The sequence below is a fragment of the Rhizobium sp. FG113 genome (genome assembly GCF_057809895.1).
This window is the reverse complement of the sequence record NZ_JBMDKV010000001.1, coordinates 1,016,202-1,038,357: the sequence shown is the minus strand read 5'-3', so window position 1 is coordinate 1,038,357 and position 22,156 is coordinate 1,016,202. Positions and strand designations below refer to the sequence as shown.

Sequence of the window (22,156 nt, the reverse complement as noted above, 5' to 3'; positions counted from 1 at the left end):
GGATTGTTGAACAATATGCCGGAGCGCATTTTTGGATGTGCTGCTGGTAGCCGGCGATAAGGCCGGTTGGCATGCGCTGGAATTCGATATGGTGCCCTGAACAAAGGGGGAAAGGGCGTTGATGATGCGCACGGCGATTACTGAAATGGACGACGAGCCGTTGACGGCGCAGATTGCCGGAAAGATCCGCGAAATGCTGATCTCGGGCGAGCTTTCGCCGGGCGCCAAGCTTTCCGAACAGCAGATCGCCACCCAGTTCGGGATCTCGCGCAACACGCTTCGCGAAATATTCCGCCTGCTGACGAGCCAGAACCTGCTCGTGCACATACCCAACCGCGGGGTCTTCGTCGCCACGCCGGGCGAGGCTTCGGTGGTGGATATCTACAGGGTGAGGCATGTCATCCAGAAAGGCGCCGTTCGTGCTGCCGTCCGCACACACCCTGCATTGGCGAGTATGCGAGAGCTCCTGGCGCGCACCGAGGCGTCGCGAGAGGCTGGCGACTGGCGAAGCGTGGGCACGATCAACATGGAGTTTCATCGCTCGATGGTCGAGCTATGCGATAGCCCTCGGCTAAGCGCCTGCTTTGAGCTTGTTCTGGCGGAGCTCCGCTTGGTGTTCGCTCAGTTCGAGGATACCGCCCATCTGCATGCTCCCTACATCGCTCTGAATTGCGAACTCCTTGCGTCGCTTGAGGCTGGCGACATCGAGACGGCATCGGATCAGCTAGACGCCTATCTTGTGCGCTCGGAAAGATCCGTTCTTGCGGCACTCCAAACAGTCAAGCCGAAGGCTTTCGGGCGGGCGTGATGATTGAGCCGTTTGATCCCTGTCAGTAACCGCGCACGGGATCGACCAGCGCCTCAAGCTCTTCGCCTTTGAGATAGGCGTCGAGGTTCTTCATCAATCGCTGCTGAAACGCCTGATCCTGATCGCCGCCGGCCCAGGAAATGTGCGGGCTGATGAAGACGTTGGGCAGGGTGTAGAGCGGGTGGCCGTCGGGCAGCGGCTCCGGCGTTGTCACATCTAGCGTCGCGCTGCCGATATCTCCCGCAACGAGTGCCGCCACCAGGGCTTGCTGATCGACAAGGCCGCCGCGTGAGATGTTGATGAGATGCAAACCCGGCTTGGCTGCACCAAGCAATTTACGATCGATCAATCCTTCCGTCTCTGCGGTAAGCGGCGCGGCGATGACGAGATGGTCGGCGGCAGCGAATATCTCATCGATACCGGCCGCGACGATGCCGCCGTCGCCCTCCCAGGCCGTGCGCCGGTTGACCATGACGTTCATATCGAAGGCAAGCGCCCGGCGGGCGATCGCCTGACCGAGGCTGCCGTAACCGATGACGCCGAGGGTCTTACCGTAGACGCGGCCGATGTCGTGCCGGCGCCAGTCCGCTTCGCGGCGGGCACGTGTCTCCTCCAGCCGCTTCTCGGCGCGCAGTATCGCCGCGAAAACGAACTCGGCGATCGGCAGCGCATTCAGTCCGCGGCCGCAGGTCATGACCCGGTCCCGCAGCAAGGTCGGCGGATAGATCTCGATGCCTGTCGTCTGCGATTGCACCCATTTCAGCCGCTCCGGAAATCGCCAGTCGCGTGGCGCCAGTTTCCAATTCGCGAAACCGCCAGTGACGAGGATATCCGCCTCTGCCGCTATTCTCCATGGCTCCGAAGGTAGAGAATCCTGGATCACGACCGGTCGGGAGGGATGTTCTTCGAGAGCCTTGCCGAGCTCAGGACCAAGCTGGTTCAGGATGACGGGGCGTTGTGGGGCGGACATGTGTTTCCTCCTCCGCGCGACGATTGCCGCGCAGTCTCCTTGCGAGCGTGACGCTCGGTCTTGTTACTGAGCGCGGCTCATATGCGCCGGCAGCGACGAGATGAAATCGGTCAGCTGATCGCCGAGCAGCTGGACGTGATCGCTGGCTGCCTTGCGCGCCGCTTCCGGATCGCCGGCATCGATCGCGTCCATGATGCGGACGTGCTCGGTCAGCGTGCTCAGCATGCGGCCGGGCTGGTAGGTGGCGCGCATGCGGTAGGCGCCGATGCGGCGGCGAAGCTGGATCGCCTGATCGGCGATGAAATGCGTGTGGGCGGCTTCATAAAGCTGGTCGTGGAACTTCTGGTTCACCTTGTAGAAGGCGACAGGGTCACCGGAATTGTAGGCTTCGACCAGTTCCTCGTGCACCTTCCGCATGCCGGCGCGTTCGGCCGGCGTCGCGCGGCGGGCGGCGAGCCGGGCACAGAGACCTTCGAGAGCCGACATCACGTCGAACATCTCGATCAGCGCCGGAATGGAGAGCAGTGCTACGTGCGTGCCTTGGCGGCCCCGTGTCTCGACAAGCCCGATCGCCAACAGCGCCTTGATGGCCTCGCGCACCGGCGTGCGGGAAAGGCCGAAGCGACGCGCGAGCTCCATTTCGTCCAGTCGCTCGCCGGGGACGAGCCTGCCGTCGAGGATCATCTGCTCAAGCTGTTCACGCAGCTCGCCGGCGCGGGTCGGAGCGCGCATCCCGTTTGCCGCTTCGGGCAGACGCGTGTCATCCTGATCCAATGCGGTCACTCCTCTCGCCGAACTGCGAATGGCCAATTTGTATTTTGCTGGCGGCATTTATACTTTTCTTTTTGCGGTGCATTCAATGGGGGGATTATGGGTATACGAGTGTAGCAAGGCAGCTTCGAAGCTTTTCCACAATCATCACGGGAGCTTCGATCATCGGGAAATGTCCGGAATCGTATTCGACGACATCAGTGTTGCTGAAGCAGGGCATTGGCTTCGGATCCGCCAGTCTCGCGACCCATGTCGAGTTGAGCATGATCGCCGGGCAGGAGATAAGCGGCCAACGTTCCTCGGCGTCCCAGGCGAAGAGGTCGTCCTTCACATCGAGCGCAAAACTCGCGGGAGCCGAGGCGATCATGTCGTCGGTGATTGCCTGGCGCATCGCCTCGTGTGTGGAGGGATGCACGATGATATCGATCATGGCGCGCATGCGGCCCGCGTAGTCGGCGGCGAACTCCTCGTGGCGTCGGACGAGCTCGTCGTCGGGAACGCGGCCGTAATAATCGCGGTCGGTCAGCGTATCGAGCCCGATCAAAGCCCTCACACGGTCCGGCGCGATGATCGCCACCTCGGTCATGATCGGGCCGCCCATCGAGTGACCGATCAGCGTCGCGCCTTCGATGCCGAGATAAGCCAACAGATGCGCGACAGCGGCGCCCATTGCCCGGATCGTCTGGCCGGCAGGCGGCGGCGGGAGCATTCCGCCGAAGCCCGGATGCGAGACCGCCAGCACCCGGTGGCCGCGCGCCAGTTCGGGCGCGATCGCGTTCCAATGCTCGGCATTGCCGCACCAGCCGTGGATCAGCACCAGCCAGTCGCCTTCAGTTCCGAAGACGCGATAGCCGATCCGACCACCCATCGGGGCGTCCAGTTTCAAAAGCGAGGCGAGGTTGTGGGCCGGTGCGTTCATGGCCTAGCCCTTGATCCCGCTGGTGGTCATGCCTTGCGTGAAATACTTCTGCAGCAGCAGGAAGAGCAGGATGAGCGGAACCGTCGCAACGGTCGCGCCGGCAAAGGTTTCGCCCCAGTTCGGTAGCTGCGTCGGCGAGCCCTGCTGGGCAATCGCCACCTGGATGACCTGGATTGCCGGATCCTGGATGATGACGAGCGGCCAAAGGAAGCTGTTCCAAGAAAACAGGAAGGTGATGAGCCCGAGCGTCAGCATCGGCACCTTCACGTTCGGCAGCACAATCGAGAAGAAGATGCGCACATGGCCGGCGCCATCGATCCGCGCGGCATCCTCGAGTTCGACCGGCAGTTCCTCGAACGCCTGCTTCAGCAGGAACAGGCCGAAGGGGCTGGCGATCCAGGGGATCATGACGCCGAGCAGCGAGTTGGAAAGACCGAGGCCGGAAACCACCTGATAGAGCGGCACCATCATCGCCTCGATCGGCAGCAGGAAGGTGAGGAGGATCAGCACGAAGACGATCTTGGCGCCCGGGAAGCGGATGCGCGTCAGCGAGTAGGCGGCCATCGAGCAGAGCAGCAGCGTCAGCGCCACCTGGCCACCCGCCACGATGGCGGTATTCATCAGCGCGGTCAGCACATTGGTGCGCTCGAACAGCGTGCGATAGTTCTCGAACGTTCCCTCGACCGGCAGGAAGGCGCGCCAGGAGAGCGGCGTGACGTCGTTGAACAGCGTCAGCTGGTTCTTGAAGGACGACGAGACGATCCAGGCATAGGGCGCCAGGAAGCAGCACAGGATGACGACGATGACGAGGGCGACCATGGCGCCGCGCCGGAGATGTTGCTTCTTCATGTCAGTAATTCCAGCGAGAGCGCAGCAGGGCCATCTGCGCCATGGAAATGGCAAGCACCACGAGCAGCAGCGCCACTGAGAGTGCCGAGGCATAGCCGGCCTGCTGCATGATGAAGGCGCTGTTGTAGATGTGGTAAACGATCAGGTTGGTGCTGTCCTGCGGTCCGCCCTGTGTCATCAAGAAGGCGGGCGCGAAGGCCTGCAGCGAAAACACTGTCATGATCACCACGACGAAGAGCGTGGTGCGGGAGAGGAGTGGGATCGTCACGTTCCAGAGAACCTGGCGGCGGGTGGCGCCGTCGATACGGGCGGCCTCCGTCAGTTCCACCGGCAGGCCTTGCAGACCGGCGAGGAAGAGGATGGCGCCGAAGCCGACCTGCTGCCAGAGCGTCATGGCGATCAGCGCCGGAAGCGCCTGGCTTGTCGAAGTGAGAAAGGGCTGGTTGCCGATGCCGATAATGTTCAGAACGCCGTTGATCAGCCCGTTCGAGGGGTCGAGCAGGAAGGACCACATGGTGGCGACAACCACCGACGAGGTCACGACCGGCAGCATGATCATGGTGCGGACAAGGCCGCGCGCCGGCAGCTTCGAATTGAGGAAGAGCGCCAGCGAGAAGGCGACCGGGATGACGAAGACGACGACGCCGAGCGCGAAGAGGAAGGTGACGCCGAAGGAGACGGCGGCATCGTCATAATCGATCATGTCCGTGAAATTGCGCAACCCGACGAACTTGGCGGCGGCCGGGTTGAGCAGGGAGTAGTCATAGACGCTGTTGCGGGCCATGACGAGCAAGGGCACGTACTGGAAGACCAGCAACAGGATCATGAACGGCGCAAGGAAGCCGGCCGCAAACAGCCAATCGCGCTTCTGCCGCTTCGTGGCGGGCTTTCGCGTCTTTGGTTTGGCCGAAGCCGTGGATAGGGTATTTGAGACCGACATTCTTGCGTCCAATGCTTAGCGATCGAGAACTCGCTGTACTTTCTTCTCGGCGTCCGCCATTAGGTCGGCCGGATCGCCGCCGAAGGCCACGGCACGCAGAGCATCGGTGACGAGCTTGTCGTACTGTGCGAACTTCGGACCCGGAGGACGCGGCTGGCCCCATTCCTGCAGCTGATCGACGAAGACCTTCATCGGATACGAGTTGTAGGTTTCGAAGCGGGGGAACAGGCTCTTCAGCGTCGGAAGATTGCCGCGCTGGCTGACGTTCATGTAGGCATATTCACCCGTGGACATGTCGACCACGAACTTCGCCGCGATCTCGGGATGCTTGGAACGCGCCGTGGCGCCGATCGTGGTCGAGCCGGTGTGGACGATCGGGGTCTTGAAGTACGGGATCGGGGTGATGCCCCACTCGATCTTCGGATCCTTGATCAGCGCGCTGCCGGCGGCGGGCGTATCGATATAGAAGCAGGCCTTGCCGTCAAAGAAGGCGTTCGGGATGCCGACCTTGGGTGCGACACCCTCGGAATTGAACAGCGACTGATAGAACTTCAGCGCTTCAATCGCTTCCGGCGTGTTCAGGTATCCCTCGACCGACTTGCCGTCCTTGGAGAGCGCCCAGAAGGTCTTGTACGCGGAGCTTTCCGGATCGGCCTTCGGGTCACCGGCGGAACGCTGATAGATCAGGTCCTGGTAGACGAGGCCGGGCTGGCCGTTACCGAAGCGGGTCGGGCCGAGACCCCAGACGCTCGGTGCGCCGGCCGGGCCCTGCTGGCAGGCCTTGAAAGCAGCCAGTGCTTCGGGCCATGTCCAGGCCTTGTCGAGCGTCTGCGGCGGCTTGATGCCGGCTGCTTCGACGAGCTTCTTGTTGTAGTACATGGCGACCGTGGTCTGCTCGATGCCGGGCGAATAGACCTCGCCTTCATAGCTGTGCTCGGCCTTGGTCGCGGGAAGAATGTCTTCGTCCCAGCCCTTCGGCAGGTATTTGGTGATGGGCAGCAGGATGCCGGAGGCGGCGTAGGACTGGGTGTTCGGACCGTCGTAGACGAGGACGTCAGGAGGGTTGGAGCTTGCGGCCTGAACGGAGATCGTGTCGGCAAGCTGGGCGAAGGGAACTTCGTTGATCTCGAACTTGACGCAAGGGTTCTCCTTCTGCCAGGCCTCCATCGGCGCTGGATAAGGGTAGTTTCCCGGCGTGCGCAGAATGCGCAGCGTCACGGTTTCGCCGGTACAGGCAGCGCTGTCCTGGGCAAATGCGCCGGTGCCGCCGAGCGCGGTGGCGCCAAGCAGGCCGGCGAGAAAGAGTATGCGTGCATTCATCAGCTGTTCTCCTTGTTTTTATGCAGTCGTACAGGCAGTGGTCGCGTCAGATGGCGCGGCCGGTATTCGGGTCGAAGAGGGACATGCGATCACGGGCAATACGAAGCGCCTGCGTCTGCCCTTCGGCCGCGGCAAGTTCCGGCGGCAGCATGGCGGAACAGGAGACGCCTTCCAGCGTGAAATGAACAAGCGTCGTCGGGCCGAGCAGCTCGGCCATGTCGACCGGGACCGAGATTTCGGCTGCACCGTCCGCCAGGAAATGTTCGGGGCGCAGGCCAATCTCGACATGGCTGCCGGCGAAGGCCTTCAAGGTTTCGAGCTTGTCGGCGGGAGCGGCCAGCGTCGCGCCCGCGAACGTCAGCGTCGGCGTTTCTCCGTCCATAACGACCTCGGCCGGCAGGAAATTCATGGTCGGGCTGCCGATGAAACCCGCGACGAAACGCGTGGCCGGACGCTCGTAGAGCTCCTGCGGCGTTCCCTGCTGTTCGATCAGGCCCTTGTTCAGCACAACCACGCGGTCGGCGAGCGTCATCGCCTCGACCTGGTCGTGGGTGACGTAAACGGTGGTTGCCTTCAGTCGCTTATGCAGCCGGCGAATTTCCGCGCGCATCTGCCCACGCAGCTTCGCATCGAGGTTGGAAAGCGGCTCGTCGAACAGAAAGACGGCGGGATCGCGCACCATCGCTCGGCCCATGGCGACGCGCTGGCGCTGGCCGCCCGAGAGCTGCTTGGGGCGACGCTCGAGCAGCGCGGAGATATCCAGGACCTTGGCGGCGTCCTCGACGCGGCGGCGTATCTCGACCTTGTCCATGCCCGACAGCTTCAGCCCGAAGCTCATGTTCTGCGCCACCGTCATATGCGGATAGAGCGCGTAGTTCTGGAAGACCATGGCGATGTTGCGATCCCGTGGCTCCAGCTCGTCAACGCGTCGATCACCGATCCAGATCTCGCCGTCCGTCAATTCCTCAAGGCCCGCCAGCATCCGTAGCGTCGTCGACTTGCCGCAACCAGAAGGCCCAACAAGGACGACGAATTCGCCGCTGCGAATGTCCAGGTTCAGCTTCTCGATCGTATTCGCGGAAGCGTTTTCGTAAGTCTTCCCTACATTTTTGAGGGACACATCTGCCATGAGAATTCCGCCGTCTGTTTCAAAGGTCATCCATGCCCGAGGGCGTGGATGCGACATTATGCCTTTTAGGTATTCGCGCAATAGGTATTCGTATACATAAAATGAGTTTTTAAAAATAGTCGTCAATATGCCGATGAAATAGGCCGCTTGCCTCATTAATCTGCATTGCGTGCGAAATAGTTCCGCATTCTATCACCAAGTGGGAAAATTTTCCAACTTTGTCGCCAAAACACTATGGACATGATCATAAATCGGCGTATGCAAGAAGGCGAAATATGTATTCATATAGGAGATGCAGGTGGAACTTAATCTTGCTGGAAAGACGGCGCTGATCACCGGAGCCTCGCAGGGCATCGGCCACGCCATCGCGAAGGTGCTGGCTGCTGAAGGATGTCACCTTCACCTTGCCGCCCGTAACGGCGCGGCGATGGAAGAGCTGAAGGCGGAGCTGGCGCAGTACCCGGTCAACGTCACGGTGCATGAAGCAGATCTCGGCACGACCGAGGCCATGGTGGCGCTCGACAAGGCCTGCGGCGACTACGACATCCTCATGAACAACGCTGGCGATATTCCTGCCGGCTCGATCGAAGACGTCACCGACGAATCGATCCGCCGCGGCTTCGACCTCAAGGTGTTCGGCTACATCACGTTGGCCCGCGAGTTCTGGAAGCGCCGCAAGGGCCAAGGTGAGGGCAAGGGTGGCGTCATCATCAACGTCATCGGCAACTCCGGCGAGAACTGGGATGCCGCCTACTTCGCCGGCTCCACCGGCAACGCCGCTCTGATGAGCTTCACCAAGGCGCTCGGCGGCCGCAGCATGGATGAAGGCATCCGTGTCGTCGGCGTCAACCCCGGCCCGGTCGATACCCCGCGCATGTTCAAGATCATGAAGCGCAAGGCGATCGACATGCTCGGCGACGAGAGCCGTTGGGAAGAACTGTACGACAAGTATCCGGGCAAGCGTCCGGCAACCGCCGAAGAAGTCGCCGATCTCTGCGTCTTCCTGGCGTCGCCCAAGGCCGCCTATATCAGCGGCACGGTCGTTACGATTGACGGCGGCATTGCCGCACGCGGCTCGGTGATCTGACCATGGCCGCTGATGCACGCACCCGCAACCGTTATTTCGACGACCTGTTCTCCACGTCTGATCTGGCGTGGATGGGTCAGAACACCAACCATGTGCCCGCCCATCCAGCGGTCGCGGAAGCCATGATCCGCTCGGTCGAGGCCGGCTAATTCAACGCCTACGCCCCGCCGATGGGTTTCGAAGCGCTGCGCAGCGCAATCGTTGCCGATCTCGGCGTCGCCGGAACCTCAGCCGAGGCGCTCATTACGGAAGGCGGCGTCAATGCGCTCGCGATGATCTGCAAAGCGCGGTCGAAGCCTGGCACCACGTTTGTCACCACCGACCCGACATGGAAGTGGCCGTGCATGTTCGCCGAGCAGGCCGGCGCGCAAGTGATCCAGATCCCGATCTACGACGCCTCGGTCAACTACAAGCTGACGCCGGAGGCTCTGCGCGCCAACGTCGATGAGCGCTGCGCGATCATCTACATCGTCGATCCGAACAATCCGCTCGGCATTCGCTATGACCGCGAAGAAATCGAGGCTTTCGCCGAGATCGCTCGCTCGGTCGGCGCGCTGCTGATCCACGATTGCACCTACCGCGATTTCGCCGACGGCCATACGCCGGTGCTGCAGGTCGCGCCGGAGGGCACGGTCGTTTCTCTGTCGTTCTCCAAGTGGCTCGGTCTTGCCGGCATGCGCATCGGCGCGCTTGTCGCCGAACCGAAGTTGGTCGACGAGTTCTCGGCGGCCTCCACCTCGGTGCTTGGTGCATCGGTCGTGGCACAGCGTGCGGCGATGGCCGGCCTTTCGGTCAAGCCGGAATGGATGAAGGACGTGCGCCGCATCGACAGCGCCAACAAGGCGATGATCATCGAAGCAGCGAAGGCGACCGGCCTCTCGGTTCCGATCCCGGTCTCGCACGGCAACTTCCTGGTTCTCGAGACCGCCTCCACCGGCGTATCGCCAGAGGCCATCGTCGAGGCCGCCCGCCGCGAGGGCGTGATGATCCGCCAGGGTCGTTACCACACGGCCGCCTTCGGTGATCGCTTCATCAAGGTCTCGACCTCGGTGCCATCAGCCTGGGCGGAGCGTTTCTGCGAAGGCCTGCCGCGCTATATCGAGACCGCGCGCACGCTCAACGACGTACCGGCCCTTTTCTAGGGCCGGCATATCCATCGACGATAAAAGGCAAAGAGGCTTTCATATGTACGCGACCGCCAAGGATGGAACGAAGCTTTACTACGAGACGGCAGGAGAGGGCGGAACGCCTATCCTGTTCATCCACGAGTTCGGCGGCAACTACGATGCCTGGGAACCGCAGATGAGCTTCTTTGCCCGTCGTCACCGTTGCATCACTTATGCCGCGCGCGGCTACGCGCCATCCGATATCCCGGCTGATATCGAGATGTATTCGCAGGCCAACGCCGCCGATGACGCAATTGCCGTGCTCGATGCGCTCGGCATCGAGAAGGCACATATCGTCGGCCTGTCGATGGGCGGATTCGCCGCCCTGCATTTCGGCCTGCGCACGCCGGAGCGCGCCCTGTCGCTGACGATTGCCGGCGCCGGTTACGGTACGGAGCGGGAAACGGCCGACTATTTCCGCAATACCTCGCTGAAGGTCGCCGACAATTTCGAGAGGGATCCGGCCGAATTCTCGAAGATCTATTCGCTCGGCGCCAGCCGGGTGCAGTTCCAGAACAAGGACCCGCGCGGCTGGGCGGCCTTCGCCGAACGCCTGTCGCATCACTCGGCCGTCGGCGCCTCCAACACCATGCGCGGTGTTCAGTGCCGGCGCCCGTCCTTCTGGGATCTTGAAGAGCAGCTTAAGACGATGATGGTACCGACGCTGGTCATGACTGGCGACGAGGACGATCATTGCCTGCAGCCTTCGATCTACCTGAAGAAAATGCTGCCGGCCTGTGGTCTCTCCGTTCTTCCGAAGGCGGGCCATACGCTGAACCTGGAAGAGCCGGCGCTGTTCAATTCCGTGGTGTCCGATTTCATCGCCCAGGTGGAGCAGGGTGCCTGGAAGGTGCGCGATCCCCGCGCTGATCCCGGTCAGGTCATGCGGACGGAGTAAAAGACATGGCGCGGCCCGCAATCTCTCCCGACCGGCTCTGGACCCGCCTTATGGCACTCGGCGAGGATGGCGCGCTGCCCGGCGGCGGCGTCAATCGCCAGGCACTGTCAGGCGAGGAAATCCTGGCCTGGCGGCGGATCATCGCCTGGGGTGCGGCGGCGGGCCTCGAAGCTTCGACCGATCCGGCGGGCAATCTTTTTCTGACGCTTAAAGGCGTGCTTCCCCACCTGGCGCCTGTCGTCGCCGGCAGTCACATCGACAGCCAGCCGACAGGCGGTCTTTTTGATGGGGCTTTTGGCGTGCTGGCGGCCCTGGAGGCCGTGACCGCGATATCAGAGGCTGGGCTGACGCCCGAGCGGTCGATCACGGTCGTCGGCTGGATGAACGAAGAGGGAAGCCGCTTCGCTCCTGGTATGATGGGCTCCGAACTGTTCGCAGGCCTGCGCACCCACGAAGAGGTGATGGCAGTGCGCGACGCCGATGGCATCAGCGTCGGCGAGGCGCTTGGCGCGCTGCATGCGGCATTCCCCGAACTGCCGCATCGCGCGCTTGGCTTCCCCATTCACGCCTACATCGAGCCGCATATCGAGCAGGCCGATGTTCTTGAGACGGAAGGCGCCGTTATCGGCGTCGTCTCCGGCATCCAGGGGAAGAAGACCTACGACATCACGATCACCGGCCGCGAGGCACATGCGGGCACCGAGCCGATGAGCCGCAGGCAGGATGCGGTGCAGGCGTTCGCGCGCATGGCGACGCGGATGCATGACGCGATGGCCGGCGAGGATCTGATCAAATTCACCATCGGCCGCGTCGTCGTCGAGCCCAATGCGCCGTCGGTGGTCCCATCCAAGGTTACATTCCGCATCGATCTGCGCCATCCCGAAAACACCGTGCTGGAAGCGTGCGGCGCCCGCCTTGAGGAGATCGCACGCGCCGAAGCCGGCGCCTGCCAGGTCGAAATCCGCCGCCTCGTCGACGCGCCCTCAAACGGGTTCGACGAGGGGCTGAAGCAGGCGATCCGGGTGTCGGCGGACCGGCACGGATTGTCGCGCCTGGACGTTCTTTCCGCCGCCGGACACGATGCCAGGCAGATGGCGCCGCTGACGCGGTCCGCCATGATCTTCATTCCCTGCCGGGGCGGCATCAGCCACCACCCGGACGAATGGTCCGAGCCGGATCATGTCGCCGCCGGGGCGACCGTTCTTCTCAACCTGCTTCTGGAGGAAGCCGGTGTTTCGTTCAACCAAGGAGATGCATGATGAGCACAGCCAACGACATGGCCGAAATGCCGGTCCAACTGCCGCGCGAGCCCGCCAACGCGGCCGAGGCGCGCAGCCGCTATTTCAATTCCGGCAATGCATTCAACATAAAGCTTCCGGCGGTGCCGGGGCACATCTTCATGGACGAGCCGGCTGAGGCGATGAGGATGGAGAAGACCGGCTTCATCGATTGCGACCAGTCGGACAAGATGGAGTGCGCCTTTGCAGCGACGACGCCGCTGATGCTGGCGCGCTATGCGGTCGTCAAGGCAGGCGAGACGCTGGATACGACGCTCGTGAACACGGCGTCTATCTGGTACGTCATCAAGGGCAGGTCCAGCCTCGTCGTCGGCGACGAGACGGCGACGCTCGGCAAGGGCGACGTCTTTCTTCTGCCGGGTGGCATCGCGTCGGCGATCACCGCCAAGGACGATTGCGTCTTCTGGGCTGTCGGCAACGATCCGCAGCTGAAGTTCGACACCTCCGCTCCGGTGACCGGCGAGGAAGCGGCCGTCCAGTTCGTGCACTATCCGGCCGATGAAATCACCCATCAGCTCGATGTGGTCTACAGCTCGAACGCAAATGCCTCGACATCCGGTCACGCGCTGATCTTCTCGGCCGAAAAGACCGAAGCCGCCCGCAACATCACGCCGACCATGACGCTCTCGCTGAACACGCTGAAGCCAAAGAGCGCGCAGCCGCCGCACAAGCACAATTCGGCCGCCATCACGCTGGTCGTCGCAGGCGACCCCGCCTATTCCATGGTTGCCGAGCAGAAATGCGACTGGTCGCCCTGGGCAACGCTGGTGACGCCTGCCGCCGCCAAGCACAGCCACCACAATGACGGGAACACGCGTGCCGAATTTCTGATCGTCCAGGACGGCGGGCTCTACTATCATGCCCGCACCATGGGATTCGAGTTCTACTGATGCGGCTGATCATCGATACCGATACCGCAGGGGACGATACCTATTCCCTGCTGCTGGCCATGAAGACGCCGGGATCGACGCTGGAGGCGGTGACCGTCTGCGTCGGTAACGTGCCCTTCGACCAACAGGTGGAAAACGCGCTGGCGACCATCGAGGCCGCCGGTTTCTCCGGCAAGGTGCCGGTTTACTGCGGGGCGCGGCGGCCGATGGTCAAGCCGTGGGAAGCCTCCACCATGCACGGCAATGACGGGATGAGCGGCGCCAACCTGCCGATCGCCCGCCAGCGGCCCGAGACGATGCATGCCGTCGATGCGATCATCGAGAAGGTGATGGCCGAGCCCGGCGAGATCGACATCCTCGCCCAGGCGCCGCTGACCAACATCGCGCTGGCCGTGATGAAGGAGCCGCGCATCGCCAAGGCGGTTCGCCATCTCTGGATCATGGGCGGCACCGACAATTCGGTCGGCAACATCACGCCCTGCGCGGAGTACAACTTCTTCATCGATCCGGAAGCCGCGAAGATCGTCTTCGAGGCGGGCTTCAACATCACGCTCTCGACCTGGACGCTCACCATGCGTTCCAGCCTGTTCGAAGCCGATCAACTCGACGAGATCTTCGCGATGAACACGCCGCTTTCGGAGTTCTACCGCAAGGTTTCGGCCACGCCCCGCCAGACGGCGGAAGCACGCTATGGCCGACCGATCAGCACTCATCCCGACTCCTTGACCTGCGCCATGGCGCTCAATCCAGACCTGATCGAGAGTGCGCGAGACGCAGTTGTCAGGATCGAGACCGCGGGTGAAATCACCAGGGGATTTTCGGCCGTTCATCCTCCGGTCCTCGGCAATCGCTGGCCGGAGTTCAAGGTCAACGCGAGGGTCGTCGAAAAGGCATCGAACGGCGGCTTCTTCGATATGATGAAGCGGGCGCTGTCCTGAAGCTGCGACCGCTGAGTTGGCAATTTTGAGAAGCCGGGAACGAGGTTCGCTCCCGGCTTTTTTGTGTCCGGCAACCGGAAGCGATCAAAAAGGCGGATGGCTAAAAATCACTCATCGAATGCACAACAAATAGCACATTGCGAACACGTATATTGAATATTTGTATCCAAATAGCATCATTATGAATACTTATGGTGATTTCTATGCCTCTGGCGAGGATGACGATTGGGTTTTCTGCCTCAAAAATCGTTTTATGAATAAAAAACCACGGCAATTAGCATCTGGCACGCCGCTTGCTTGTATCCTGCAGACGAAGAATTGCATACGTGACAGGAGTTTTGCGAATGACTGATCGGGCGATAACGCCTAACGAGCTCTTCCCGCGTGGTTCGGCCTCCGGCGCCATGGGGTTGATCGAGTTGCTGAAGCCGCGAAAGGCGCAGCCTGTGGCCACAGCTCCAGCCTTGCTTGAAGCTCCCGAGGCCGCCGACGACGGCAAGCCGCTTATCGAGCTTCGGAATGTGTCGAAGACCTTTGGTGCGACGAAGGCGCTGAGCGATCTCGAAGTGTCCATTCGCCCCGGTGAACTGGTCACCGTGGTTGGCCCGTCGGGTTGCGGCAAGAGCACGCTTTTCAATATCCTCGCTGGCCTGGAAGAGCCCGATCCGGGCAATATCCTGCGTCTCAAGGGCGTCAGCTCCACGGCATCCGATCTGCTCGGCAAGGTGTCGTTCATGCCGCAGCGCGATCTGCTGCTGCCTTGGCGTAACGTGATCGACAACGCCATTCTCGCTCTTGAGATCGAGGGCATGTCGCGCGCCGAGGCGCGAAAGCTCGCTATGGAAATGCTTCCCGAGTTCGGTCTCGCCGGCTTCGAGAACCAGTACCCCAACCAGCTTTCGGGCGGCATGCGCCAGCGCGTGGCGCTGATGCGTACCTTCCTGTTCAAACGCGATCTGATGCTGCTCGACGAGCCATTCGGGGCATTGGATGCGCTCACCCGCACGATGATGCAGCGCTGGCTGCTGGATGTCTGGCAAAAGCATAAGCGCACCGTGCTGTTCATTACCCATGACGTCGACGAAGCGATCTTCCTCGGCGACCGCGTGCTGGTCATGACCGCGCGCCCGGGCAAGGTGAAGCTTGAGCAGGTTGTCGACCTGCCGCGCCCGCGCAAGGCTGACATCGTCACATCGCCCGAATTCATAGCGCTGAAAAAGACCCTTCTCGAGGCAATCGAGGAAGAGAGCATGAAGTCCTTCCAGGTTGCTGGACACTGATTGAAGCATGAGGAAACAGATTATGACTGACCATTACTCGGGTCGCCCGGCCCATATCGCCGAAGACGAATGGACGGCGCGCGTTGATCTCGCCGCCTGCTACCGCATGGTTGCCCGCCTCGGCATGGACGATCTGATCTACAATCACATCTCGATGCGCGTGCCCGGTCACGAAGACCAGTTCCTTCTCAACCCCTACGGTTTCCTGTTCGAGGAAATCACCGCGTCGAGCCTCGTAAAGATCGATATCGAGGGCAACAAGCTCGACGATACGCCCTACACGGTCAACAAGGCGGCCTTCGTCATTCATGGTGCACTTCACAAGTCGAGCCATGATGCTGTCTGCGTATTGCACACGCACTCCGATGCCAGCGTCGCGGTATCGTCGCAGAAGGACGGCCTGCTGCCGCTCAGCCAGTTCGCAATGCGCTTCTACAAGCGTCAGGCTTTCCACGCCTATGAAGGCGTCGCCATCGACTTGGCCGAGCAGGAGCGCCTCATCAGCCATCTCGGCGATAACAAGGTGATGCTGATGCGCAACCACGGCATCCTCACCATTGGCCGCACGCCGGGCGAAGCCTTCATGCTGCTCTACTACTTCGAACGCGCCGCCCGCATCCAGCTCGATCTCCAGGCCGCGACCGCGTCCGGCGCCGAGCTGGTCATCCCGCCGCACGATGTATGCGAGAAGGCGGCACGCCAGTTCTGGGAGAGCAAGGGCGACATTCTTATTGCTGGCGAACGGGAGTGGCCGGCCTTCCTGCGCCAGCTGGACAGGGAAGGCTCCGACTTCCGCAAGTAAGCGCATCATTGGGAGGAAAACGCCAAGTCACGAACATCAAAAGAGGGTTTCATGCTTAACAGACGTAACGTGATTGCAGCTTTCGCTGCCGCCGCCATGACGCTTCCCGCGCTCGGCATGTCCGCCAATTCAGCCGGTGCGCAGGAGATGGTCGATGCCAGCCTGCGCCTGAAGTGGCTCACCCAGGCTCAGTTCGCGGGCTTCTACGTGGCGCTTGAAAAGGGCTACTACAAGGACGAAGGCATCAACCTCACCATCAACCCAGGTGGGCCAAACCTTCTGACCGAAAACCTCGTCGCGACCGGCGCCGATACGTTCGGTCTTTCCGGCGGTTCCGACAGCGTGTTCGCCGCGCGCGACAAGGGCCTGCCGGTCGTCTGCATCGGTGTGGCCCATCAGCAGACGCCGTTCGTCTTTGTCTCGCACAAGGACGGGGCGGTCCAGAGTGTTGCCGACTTCAAGGGCAAGAAGATCACCACCTGGTTCACCGGCGCCAACCATGTGCTTGCCGCCATGCTGTCGAAAGCCGGCATCGATCCGAAGCAGGCCGATATCCAGCCGCAACAGGTCTCCGTCACCCCCTTCGTCGACAAGCAGGTCGATGTCGTGACCGCGACCCGCTACAACGAGCTCTACGTCATCAACCAGCGCGTCGGTAAGGAAAACCTCAACATCTTCGTGCCCGAGGATAGCGGCGTTTCCTTCCCGCGCGATACGCTGATCGTCTCCGAGCAGACCGCGCAAGAGAAGCCGGAACTCGTCGAAAAGTTCCTGCGCGCCAGCGTCAAGGGTTGGAAGGAAGCCTTCGCCAACGAGAAGGAAGCAATCGACATCATCATGAAGATCGCACCTACACTCGACCGCGCGCAGCAGGAATTCATGCTGTCCGAGATCAAGACGCTGATGACGGCAGGCAAGGCCTCCACCGACGGTATCTTTACTATCGACAAGGCCGCGGTCGGTTCCGCCAACGAGCTTCTGGCCACGTATGGAGTGATCTCCAAGCCCGTTGATCTCGACAAGGCCTTCAACGCCTCCTTCATCGAAAAGATCCCGGCCGAGGAACGACGCCTGTGAGTGGAATGAATGCTTCTGCGACAAGCCTGCCCGTCATTTCGACGGGCAGGATCTACGCCGCAGTAAAACCAATCCTGTGGCTGGCTGTCGGGTTGTTGGCGATTGAAGTCATCGTCATGGCCTTTGGCATCCGCCCCTATTATCTGCCGCGTCCGAGCGCCATTGCAGCCAACATCATGGCGACACCAGGCGCCTACATCGCCGGCCTGTGGCGGACCTTCCTCGAGACGGCGCTCGGCTTCGTTGCCGGCAGCTTGTTCGGTGTGGCGATTGCGGTGGTCTTTCACCGCTGGTCTGTGCTCCGCGAGCTGTTCTTTCCGCTCTTCATCGTGTCGCAGACCATTCCGGTCATCGCCTTCGGCGCGGTCGTCGTGCTCTGGTTCGGAAACACGCTGTTCGCCAAGGCGGTAATCTCTTTCTACGTCAGCTTTTTGCCGGTTACGGTCAATGCGATCCTCGGCTTTTCATCGGTCGATCCGAAACAGGTCCAGCTGGTGCGCAGCTTCGGCGCCAAGGATGGACAAATCCTGCGGCGGATCTATCTGCCGGCCGCCCTCCCGCAAATCTTCGTCGCGCTGAAGCTTGCCTCTTCGCTGGCTCTCGTCGGCGCCATCGTTGGCGAGTGGTTCGGTGACACCACTGGGCTTGGGGTGTTGCTGCTGCAGGCGATGTACAACGAAAACGTCGTCGGCATATGGGCCACAATCGTCGTCTCAGCCTGTCTCGGGATGGGGCTTTACGGCATCGTCTCCTTTGCAGAGCGCCATTTCGTCTTCTGGGGTAGCGAGAAATGAACAGCCAACCGAATGAAAACCTGCGCCAGATCGGGCGTGGCATCGCCGGCGCGCTTCTGCTTGCGGTGGTCTGGGAGCTCGCCGCACGTGGTCTCAACCTGCCAGCCTATGTGCTGCCCTCGGTCAGCAGCATTCTGGCCGGAATTGTCTCCGACGCGGGTAACCTTCTCGATGCCACCGCCTTCACAGCAGGCGAAGCCCTGGCGGGCTACGTGATTGGCTGCGGCATTGGCATGTCGCTGGCGGTCCTCGTTACCATCATCCCGGCTGCTCGTGGGGTGGTTCTGCCGCTCGCGACCGCGATCAACTCAGTCCCCGTCGTGGCCTATTCGCCGCTTGTCCTGCTCTGGTTCGGCATGGGCATGGCCTCCAAGGTGGTGATGGTCGCGATCGCCGTTTCGTTCACGATCTTCCTGAGCACGATCGCCGGCCTAGATCGGATCGATCGCAAGACGGTCGATCTCATCCGTTCCTTCGGGGCCGGACAGCTCGCCATCGTCTGGCGGCTGCGTCTGCCGACCGCATTGCCGCTGATCATCGCCGGCATGCGTGTCTCCACGGTGCGAAGCGTGCTGGTAGCCATCGTCACCGAGATGCTTGGCGCCTATGGCGGGCTCGGCTGGGTCATCTATCAGGCCGTGCTGCAGATCGATTTCGTCAAGGTCTGGGCGGCCATCATCGTTGCCTCGACGATCAGCCTCGTCTTCTTCGGCCTGATCAGCTTCGTCGAGCGACGCTACGTCTTCTGGAGATAAGCAGGCATGACACGCAAGATTCACTTCGGCCTCTTCCTTCTCGGCACCGGCAGCCATGTTGCCGGCTGGCGTATGCCGGGCGCGATCGATAGCTTCCAGAATATCGATCAGATCCGCACGATTGCGCAGGAAGCGGAGCGTGGTCTTTTCGATCTCATCTTCATGGGCGATAACCTGCACGCCGATCCGGCAGCGCACCCATCCTACACAGCGCGGCTCGAGCCGCTGACGCTGCTGTCGGCTATCGCCGGCGCGACAAAGCATATCGGGCTCGGCGCCACCGTGTCGACGACCTACAGCGATCCCTTCACGGTCGCCCGCGTCTTCGCGTCGCTTGATCATCTGAGCGGCGGTCGCGCGGCCTGGAACGCGGTGACGACCGCTAACCCGACGGCGGCGGCGAATTTCGGGACCATTCATCCTGATCACGCCAAGCGCTACGAGATCGCAGAGGAATTTCTGACCGTTGTTCGCGGTCTCTGGGATTGTTGGGCTGATGACGCAATCGTCGCCGACCGCGAGACGGGTCTCTACATCGATCCGGCCAAGGTTCGCTCTCTTGATCACGAGGGCGCGCATTTCAAGGTCAAGGGCCCTCTGAACATCGGCCGCTCGCCGCAGGGGCAGCCGATCATCCTGCAGGCCGGCGGCTCCGGTCCCGGCCAGGAACTGGCCGCGAAGTCGGCGGATGTCGTCTTCTCGGTCACGCAGGACCTGGGGGAGGCGCGGGCCTTCTACCGCTCCGTCAAGGACCGCTTGCCGAATTACGGCCGCGCCGAAGACAGCATGGTGATCCTGCCGGGCGTGATGCCGATCGTCGGCCGCACGGAGCGCGAAGCGCACGACAAGCTCGGGGCGCTGCAGGGCTTCATCAGCGAAACCAATGCCTTGTCGCTGCTGTCCGATCGCTTCGGCATCGACATGAGCGTCTACGATCTCGACGGTCCCATCCCCGAAGATTTGAAGCCCTCCGACAACTATCACGCCTTCGCCAAGGTCATGCTCGACAAGGCGCGGCGCGAGAACATGCGGCTGCGGGATGTCTACAACCTCATGGCCGCCGCGCGCGGTCACTGGGTGCTGTGCGGCACGCCCGAATATATTGCCGACACGCTTGAGGCCTGGTTTACGACCGGCGCCGCCGACGGCTTCAACATCATGCCGTCGCACTTTCCGGATGGGCTGACCGACTTCGTCGACCTGGTCGTCCCGATCCTGCAGCAGCGCGGCCTTTATCGCACCGAGTACGAGGGCAACACGCTGCGCGACCGCATGGGCTTCGAACGTCCGGTGCGCGACCCATCCTGAAGCTCTGAGCCTGCCGGAAAACGGTGAAGACATCAGCACGCAGTGGGCTGCGTGCGAGCGCCACCGCGCACCTTTCCTGTGGGTGTGGCGGTGATCAGAGAGGCAGTAGTCGCCAGCCTAGTCCTGCTCCACAACGTCGTGTTTGTGCTTCCCCGTATTCGCCGCTTCAGACATCGGCCACGCCGACATTTCGGCCATGGCGACACAATCTGCCTTAGCTGCTAAGCTGTTTCCATCGACCAATTGCGTTCCCGAAAGGGAAGCCGCCATATCTGCTTGAAGGCGTGAGCGTTCAAGCTGGCGGTTTTTTGTTGTTGCATTTAAATCCGATCGTTCGTAAATAAACGCCCGAATTGGAGCACTGCATGGGCCGGACAAGAAAAATCAGCGAGGATGACATCCTGGACGCAGCGGAGCGCGTGGTTGTACGGCTCGGCGCGACGGGGCTGTCGATCGATGCCGTCGCGCAGGAGGCCGGCGTTAGCAAGGCCAGGGTGGTCTACGATCACAAATCCAAGAGTGGCTTGCTTGAGGCTCTGGTTCATCGGAAATTCGAGGCTGACTTGGCGCATATCAATGATTGCGTGCGAGCGTCTCAAGACACGCCTCACCCCGAGCTTTTCGGTCGCATCTCGTCTGCCGAGATCACGGTTGATGAAACCGATCGCGCCGTTGCGATGGCTCTCAGCGCGTCGATGGCAAGCGGCGATAAGCTTCAGGAAACGATGCGCGAGTGGTGTGATCTCGATCTTCGCAAGATGGCGGAGGGAGCCAAGCCAAAAGCAGCTCTGATGGCCTATCTCGCATTAAGCGGTTTTTTCTGCACCGAGCTTTTTGCCTTCCACACCTGGCCGGAGAACGAGCGCCGGCAGATCCTCGAGGGCATACGCTCAATCTATCTCTCCTATGCGGATATGACATGACCCGCTCGACGCGCGGGGCACCTCAAAAAAGGAATGTAAATGCGACGCAGTAGCCGAATGGCGCGCCTGAAGGCGTGTCTGATCGCCACCAGCTTTCTCGTAACCGCCCTTGGTGCGTCCCAGGCCCAAGAGGCAGGCGCGATGCCGCCGCCGGCAGTTGCCGTTATCGAGTTGACGGGCAAGGATGTGCCCGTCGTCAACGAACTTCCCGGACGTATCGCGGCAACGCGCATCTCCGAGGTGAGGGCGCGCGTGTCCGGCATTCTGCAGGAGCGTGTTTTCGAGCAGGGCGCGACCGTCAAGAAGGACGACGTCCTCTACCGGATCGACCCCCGTCTGTTCCGCGTTCGCGTGGCGAGCGCCGAGGCAGCGCTTCAACGTGCGCAGTCGATCCAGGACAATGCGCGGCTTCAACTCGAGCGGCAGAAGAGCCTGCGTGATCGCAACATCGCCTCCGGCATCGAGTACGACACGGCGGCCGTAAACCTCGCGCAGGCGACCGCGGATGTCGCGTCGGCCGAAGCCGGGCTGGACGAGGCGAAGATCAATCTCGAATATACCGAGGTCCGCGCGCCGATATCAGGCGTTATCGGCGCCGCGCTTGTCACCGAAGGTGCCCTGGTCACAGCCGATGGGACGTCGAACCTTGCCCTCATACAGCAGGTCGATCCCGTCTACGCCGATTTTACCCAGTCGGCGCAGGAATTGCTGAACCTGAAAAGGGCGGTGTCCGCCGGCACGCTTGCAAGCACGGCCCCCGGCGAGGCCCGCGTCGAGCTGGTGTTCGACGACGGCTCTCTCTATGCCGAGCCGGGCAAGCTGCTTTTCGCCAATGCCAATGTCGATTCCAACACGGGGCAGGTTACGCTGAGGGCGGAGTTCCCCAACAAGGCCGGCGATCTTCTGCCGGGCATGTATGTGCGCGTCCGGATAGAGCAGGCCGTTCGACACAATGCCTTCACGATCCCGCAGCGCGCGGTCATCCGTGACGATGCCGGTCAGGCCCAGGTATACGTGCTTGGCGCCGATAACGTGGCTGAGCTTCGCAAGGTCACGCTTGGCCAGGCCCAGGGTTCCGAATGGCTGGTCGAGGGCGGCTTGAAGCAGGGTGAAAGCATCATCGTCGACGGTGTGCAGAAGGTGCAGCCTGGCGCCAAGGTTGCGCCGGAAGCATGGAAGCCGGCCGAAGCGGCGGCCTCTTCTTCTCAGCAGCCGGTGAAGACATCGGAGTAAT

General features: G+C 61.8%; 22 protein-coding genes and 1 pseudogene. 16 read left to right on the top strand and 7 right to left on the bottom strand.

What is annotated here, in order from left to right; translation table 11 throughout:
- Positions 1 to 121: 121 nt before the first annotated feature.
- Positions 122 to 808 carry a GntR family transcriptional regulator gene (locus tag ACODTZ_RS04550; RefSeq protein WP_489024794.1) on the top strand — a complete coding sequence of 229 codons (687 nt, stop codon included), beginning with the start codon at positions 122 to 124 and terminating at the stop codon, positions 806 to 808.
- A 22-nt stretch (positions 809 to 830) separates the two neighbouring features.
- On the opposite strand, the gene ACODTZ_RS04545 is transcribed toward ACODTZ_RS04550, so the two are convergent.
- The 7 genes from ACODTZ_RS04545 to ACODTZ_RS04515 form a co-directional block, all read right to left on the bottom strand.
- On the bottom strand, positions 831 to 1,778 hold the full coding sequence (locus tag ACODTZ_RS04545) for an NAD(P)-dependent oxidoreductase (RefSeq protein WP_112982431.1): 948 nt from the start codon (positions 1,776 to 1,778) through the stop codon (positions 831 to 833).
- Between the two features lie 63 nt (positions 1,779 to 1,841).
- Complete coding sequence (locus ACODTZ_RS04540) at positions 1,842 to 2,561, bottom strand: GntR family transcriptional regulator (protein WP_348531769.1); 720 nt, start codon at positions 2,559 to 2,561, stop codon at positions 1,842 to 1,844.
- A gap of 85 nt (positions 2,562 to 2,646) precedes the next feature.
- A complete protein-coding gene (locus tag ACODTZ_RS04535) occupies positions 2,647 to 3,468 on the bottom strand; it encodes an alpha/beta fold hydrolase (RefSeq protein ID WP_489024054.1) in 822 nt (273 codons plus the stop codon).
- A 3-nt stretch (positions 3,469 to 3,471) separates the two neighbouring features.
- Positions 3,472 to 4,317 (bottom strand): carbohydrate ABC transporter permease, encoded by an 846-nt coding sequence (locus tag ACODTZ_RS04530; RefSeq protein WP_113234974.1) that lies wholly within the window; start codon positions 4,315 to 4,317, stop codon positions 3,472 to 3,474.
- Between the two features lies 1 nt (position 4,318).
- Positions 4,319 to 5,257 (bottom strand): carbohydrate ABC transporter permease, encoded by a 939-nt coding sequence (locus ACODTZ_RS04525; RefSeq protein WP_113178220.1) that lies wholly within the window; start codon positions 5,255 to 5,257, stop codon positions 4,319 to 4,321.
- Between the two features lie 15 nt (positions 5,258 to 5,272).
- Positions 5,273 to 6,577 carry an ABC transporter substrate-binding protein gene (locus tag ACODTZ_RS04520; RefSeq protein WP_047503444.1) on the bottom strand — a complete coding sequence of 435 codons (1,305 nt, stop codon included), beginning with the start codon at positions 6,575 to 6,577 and terminating at the stop codon, positions 5,273 to 5,275.
- A gap of 46 nt (positions 6,578 to 6,623) precedes the next feature.
- The gene (locus ACODTZ_RS04515; RefSeq protein ID WP_489024052.1) at positions 6,624 to 7,706 is read right to left on the bottom strand and encodes an ABC transporter ATP-binding protein; all 1,083 of its coding nucleotides are present in this window, start codon (positions 7,704 to 7,706) and stop codon (positions 6,624 to 6,626) included.
- 298 nt (positions 7,707 to 8,004) lie between these two features.
- Here ACODTZ_RS04515 and ACODTZ_RS04510 point away from each other — a divergent pair, with 298 nt between their 5' ends.
- From ACODTZ_RS04510 to ACODTZ_RS04440, 15 genes and pseudogenes are all read left to right on the top strand, one after another.
- Positions 8,005 to 8,793 (top strand): SDR family oxidoreductase, encoded by a 789-nt coding sequence (locus ACODTZ_RS04510; RefSeq protein ID WP_047503451.1) that lies wholly within the window; start codon positions 8,005 to 8,007, stop codon positions 8,791 to 8,793.
- A 2-nt stretch (positions 8,794 to 8,795) separates the two neighbouring features.
- Entirely contained in the window at positions 8,796 to 8,942 is a 147-nt protein-coding gene (locus ACODTZ_RS04505) for a hypothetical protein (protein ID WP_489024050.1), read from the top strand.
- A 12-nt stretch (positions 8,943 to 8,954) separates the two neighbouring features.
- Positions 8,955 to 9,935, top strand: a pseudogene (locus tag ACODTZ_RS04500) (pyridoxal phosphate-dependent aminotransferase); the annotation flags it as partial.
- Positions 9,936 to 9,978: 43 nt separating this feature from the next.
- The gene (locus ACODTZ_RS04495) at positions 9,979 to 10,857 is read left to right on the top strand and encodes an alpha/beta fold hydrolase (protein WP_112982436.1); all 879 of its coding nucleotides are present in this window, start codon (positions 9,979 to 9,981) and stop codon (positions 10,855 to 10,857) included.
- Positions 10,858 to 10,862: 5 nt separating this feature from the next.
- Positions 10,863 to 12,116 (top strand): hydantoinase/carbamoylase family amidase, encoded by a 1,254-nt coding sequence (locus ACODTZ_RS04490; RefSeq protein WP_489024048.1) that lies wholly within the window; start codon positions 10,863 to 10,865, stop codon positions 12,114 to 12,116.
- Positions 12,116 to 13,045, top strand: coding sequence for a cupin domain-containing protein (locus ACODTZ_RS04485; protein ID WP_489024047.1), 930 nt, complete (start codon positions 12,116 to 12,118; stop codon positions 13,043 to 13,045). The genes ACODTZ_RS04490 and ACODTZ_RS04485 overlap by 1 nt, the downstream gene beginning before the upstream one ends.
- Complete coding sequence (locus ACODTZ_RS04480; RefSeq protein ID WP_047503469.1) at positions 13,045 to 13,983, top strand: nucleoside hydrolase; 939 nt, start codon at positions 13,045 to 13,047, stop codon at positions 13,981 to 13,983. Before ACODTZ_RS04485 ends, ACODTZ_RS04480 begins: the two co-directional genes overlap by 1 nt.
- A gap of 344 nt (positions 13,984 to 14,327) precedes the next feature.
- Positions 14,328 to 15,263 (top strand): ABC transporter ATP-binding protein, encoded by a 936-nt coding sequence (locus tag ACODTZ_RS04475; protein WP_209235169.1) that lies wholly within the window; start codon positions 14,328 to 14,330, stop codon positions 15,261 to 15,263.
- 22 nt (positions 15,264 to 15,285) lie between these two features.
- Entirely contained in the window at positions 15,286 to 16,065 is a 780-nt protein-coding gene (locus ACODTZ_RS04470; protein ID WP_489024044.1) for a class II aldolase/adducin family protein, read from the top strand.
- 51 nt (positions 16,066 to 16,116) lie between these two features.
- On the top strand, positions 16,117 to 17,142 hold the full coding sequence (locus tag ACODTZ_RS04465) for an ABC transporter substrate-binding protein (RefSeq protein WP_489024042.1): 1,026 nt from the start codon (positions 16,117 to 16,119) through the stop codon (positions 17,140 to 17,142).
- Positions 17,143 to 17,147: 5 nt separating this feature from the next.
- The gene (locus tag ACODTZ_RS04460; RefSeq protein WP_112982441.1) at positions 17,148 to 17,936 is read left to right on the top strand and encodes an ABC transporter permease; all 789 of its coding nucleotides are present in this window, start codon (positions 17,148 to 17,150) and stop codon (positions 17,934 to 17,936) included.
- A complete protein-coding gene (locus ACODTZ_RS04455) occupies positions 17,933 to 18,691 on the top strand; it encodes an ABC transporter permease (protein WP_047503477.1) in 759 nt (252 codons plus the stop codon). Before ACODTZ_RS04460 ends, ACODTZ_RS04455 begins: the two co-directional genes overlap by 4 nt.
- Before the next feature lie 6 nt (positions 18,692 to 18,697).
- Positions 18,698 to 19,999, top strand: coding sequence for an LLM class flavin-dependent oxidoreductase (locus ACODTZ_RS04450; RefSeq protein ID WP_489024040.1), 1,302 nt, complete (start codon positions 18,698 to 18,700; stop codon positions 19,997 to 19,999).
- A 365-nt stretch (positions 20,000 to 20,364) separates the two neighbouring features.
- Positions 20,365 to 20,922 carry a TetR/AcrR family transcriptional regulator gene (locus tag ACODTZ_RS04445; RefSeq protein ID WP_112982443.1) on the top strand — a complete coding sequence of 186 codons (558 nt, stop codon included), beginning with the start codon at positions 20,365 to 20,367 and terminating at the stop codon, positions 20,920 to 20,922.
- Positions 20,923 to 20,961: 39 nt separating this feature from the next.
- Positions 20,962 to 22,155, top strand: coding sequence for an efflux RND transporter periplasmic adaptor subunit (locus tag ACODTZ_RS04440; protein WP_489024038.1), 1,194 nt, complete (start codon positions 20,962 to 20,964; stop codon positions 22,153 to 22,155).
- Position 22,156: the final 1 nt, after the last annotated feature.

Bases quoted from the DNA above. Each gene is read 5' to 3' on its own strand.
- ACODTZ_RS04450 (WP_489024040.1), top strand. From the start codon at position 18,698: ATGACACGCAAGATTCACTTCGGCCTCTTCCTTCTCGGCACCGGCAGC.
- ACODTZ_RS04470 (WP_489024044.1), top strand. From the start codon at position 15,286: ATGACTGACCATTACTCGGGTCGCCCGGCCCATATCGCCGAAGACGAA.
- ACODTZ_RS04440 (WP_489024038.1), top strand. From the start codon at position 20,962: ATGCGACGCAGTAGCCGAATGGCGCGCCTGAAGGCGTGTCTGATCGCC.
- ACODTZ_RS04460 (WP_112982441.1), top strand. From the start codon at position 17,148: ATGAATGCTTCTGCGACAAGCCTGCCCGTCATTTCGACGGGCAGGATC.
- ACODTZ_RS04445 (WP_112982443.1), top strand. From the start codon at position 20,365: ATGGGCCGGACAAGAAAAATCAGCGAGGATGACATCCTGGACGCAGCG.
- ACODTZ_RS04485 (WP_489024047.1), top strand. From the start codon at position 12,116: ATGAGCACAGCCAACGACATGGCCGAAATGCCGGTCCAACTGCCGCGC.
- ACODTZ_RS04550 (WP_489024794.1), top strand. From the start codon at position 122: ATGATGCGCACGGCGATTACTGAAATGGACGACGAGCCGTTGACGGCG.
- ACODTZ_RS04545 (WP_112982431.1), bottom strand. From the start codon at position 1,778: ATGTCCGCCCCACAACGCCCCGTCATCCTGAACCAGCTTGGTCCTGAG.
- ACODTZ_RS04495 (WP_112982436.1), top strand. From the start codon at position 9,979: ATGTACGCGACCGCCAAGGATGGAACGAAGCTTTACTACGAGACGGCA.
- ACODTZ_RS04505 (WP_489024050.1), top strand. From the start codon at position 8,796: ATGGCCGCTGATGCACGCACCCGCAACCGTTATTTCGACGACCTGTTC.
- ACODTZ_RS04455 (WP_047503477.1), top strand. From the start codon at position 17,933: ATGAACAGCCAACCGAATGAAAACCTGCGCCAGATCGGGCGTGGCATC.
- ACODTZ_RS04490 (WP_489024048.1), top strand. From the start codon at position 10,863: ATGGCGCGGCCCGCAATCTCTCCCGACCGGCTCTGGACCCGCCTTATG.
- ACODTZ_RS04515 (WP_489024052.1), bottom strand. From the start codon at position 7,706: ATGGCAGATGTGTCCCTCAAAAATGTAGGGAAGACTTACGAAAACGCT.
- ACODTZ_RS04465 (WP_489024042.1), top strand. From the start codon at position 16,117: ATGCTTAACAGACGTAACGTGATTGCAGCTTTCGCTGCCGCCGCCATG.
- ACODTZ_RS04525 (WP_113178220.1), bottom strand. From the start codon at position 5,257: ATGTCGGTCTCAAATACCCTATCCACGGCTTCGGCCAAACCAAAGACG.
- ACODTZ_RS04480 (WP_047503469.1), top strand. From the start codon at position 13,045: ATGCGGCTGATCATCGATACCGATACCGCAGGGGACGATACCTATTCC.
- ACODTZ_RS04535 (WP_489024054.1), bottom strand. From the start codon at position 3,468: ATGAACGCACCGGCCCACAACCTCGCCTCGCTTTTGAAACTGGACGCC.
- ACODTZ_RS04475 (WP_209235169.1), top strand. From the start codon at position 14,328: ATGACTGATCGGGCGATAACGCCTAACGAGCTCTTCCCGCGTGGTTCG.
- ACODTZ_RS04530 (WP_113234974.1), bottom strand. From the start codon at position 4,317: ATGAAGAAGCAACATCTCCGGCGCGGCGCCATGGTCGCCCTCGTCATC.
- ACODTZ_RS04520 (WP_047503444.1), bottom strand. From the start codon at position 6,577: ATGAATGCACGCATACTCTTTCTCGCCGGCCTGCTTGGCGCCACCGCG.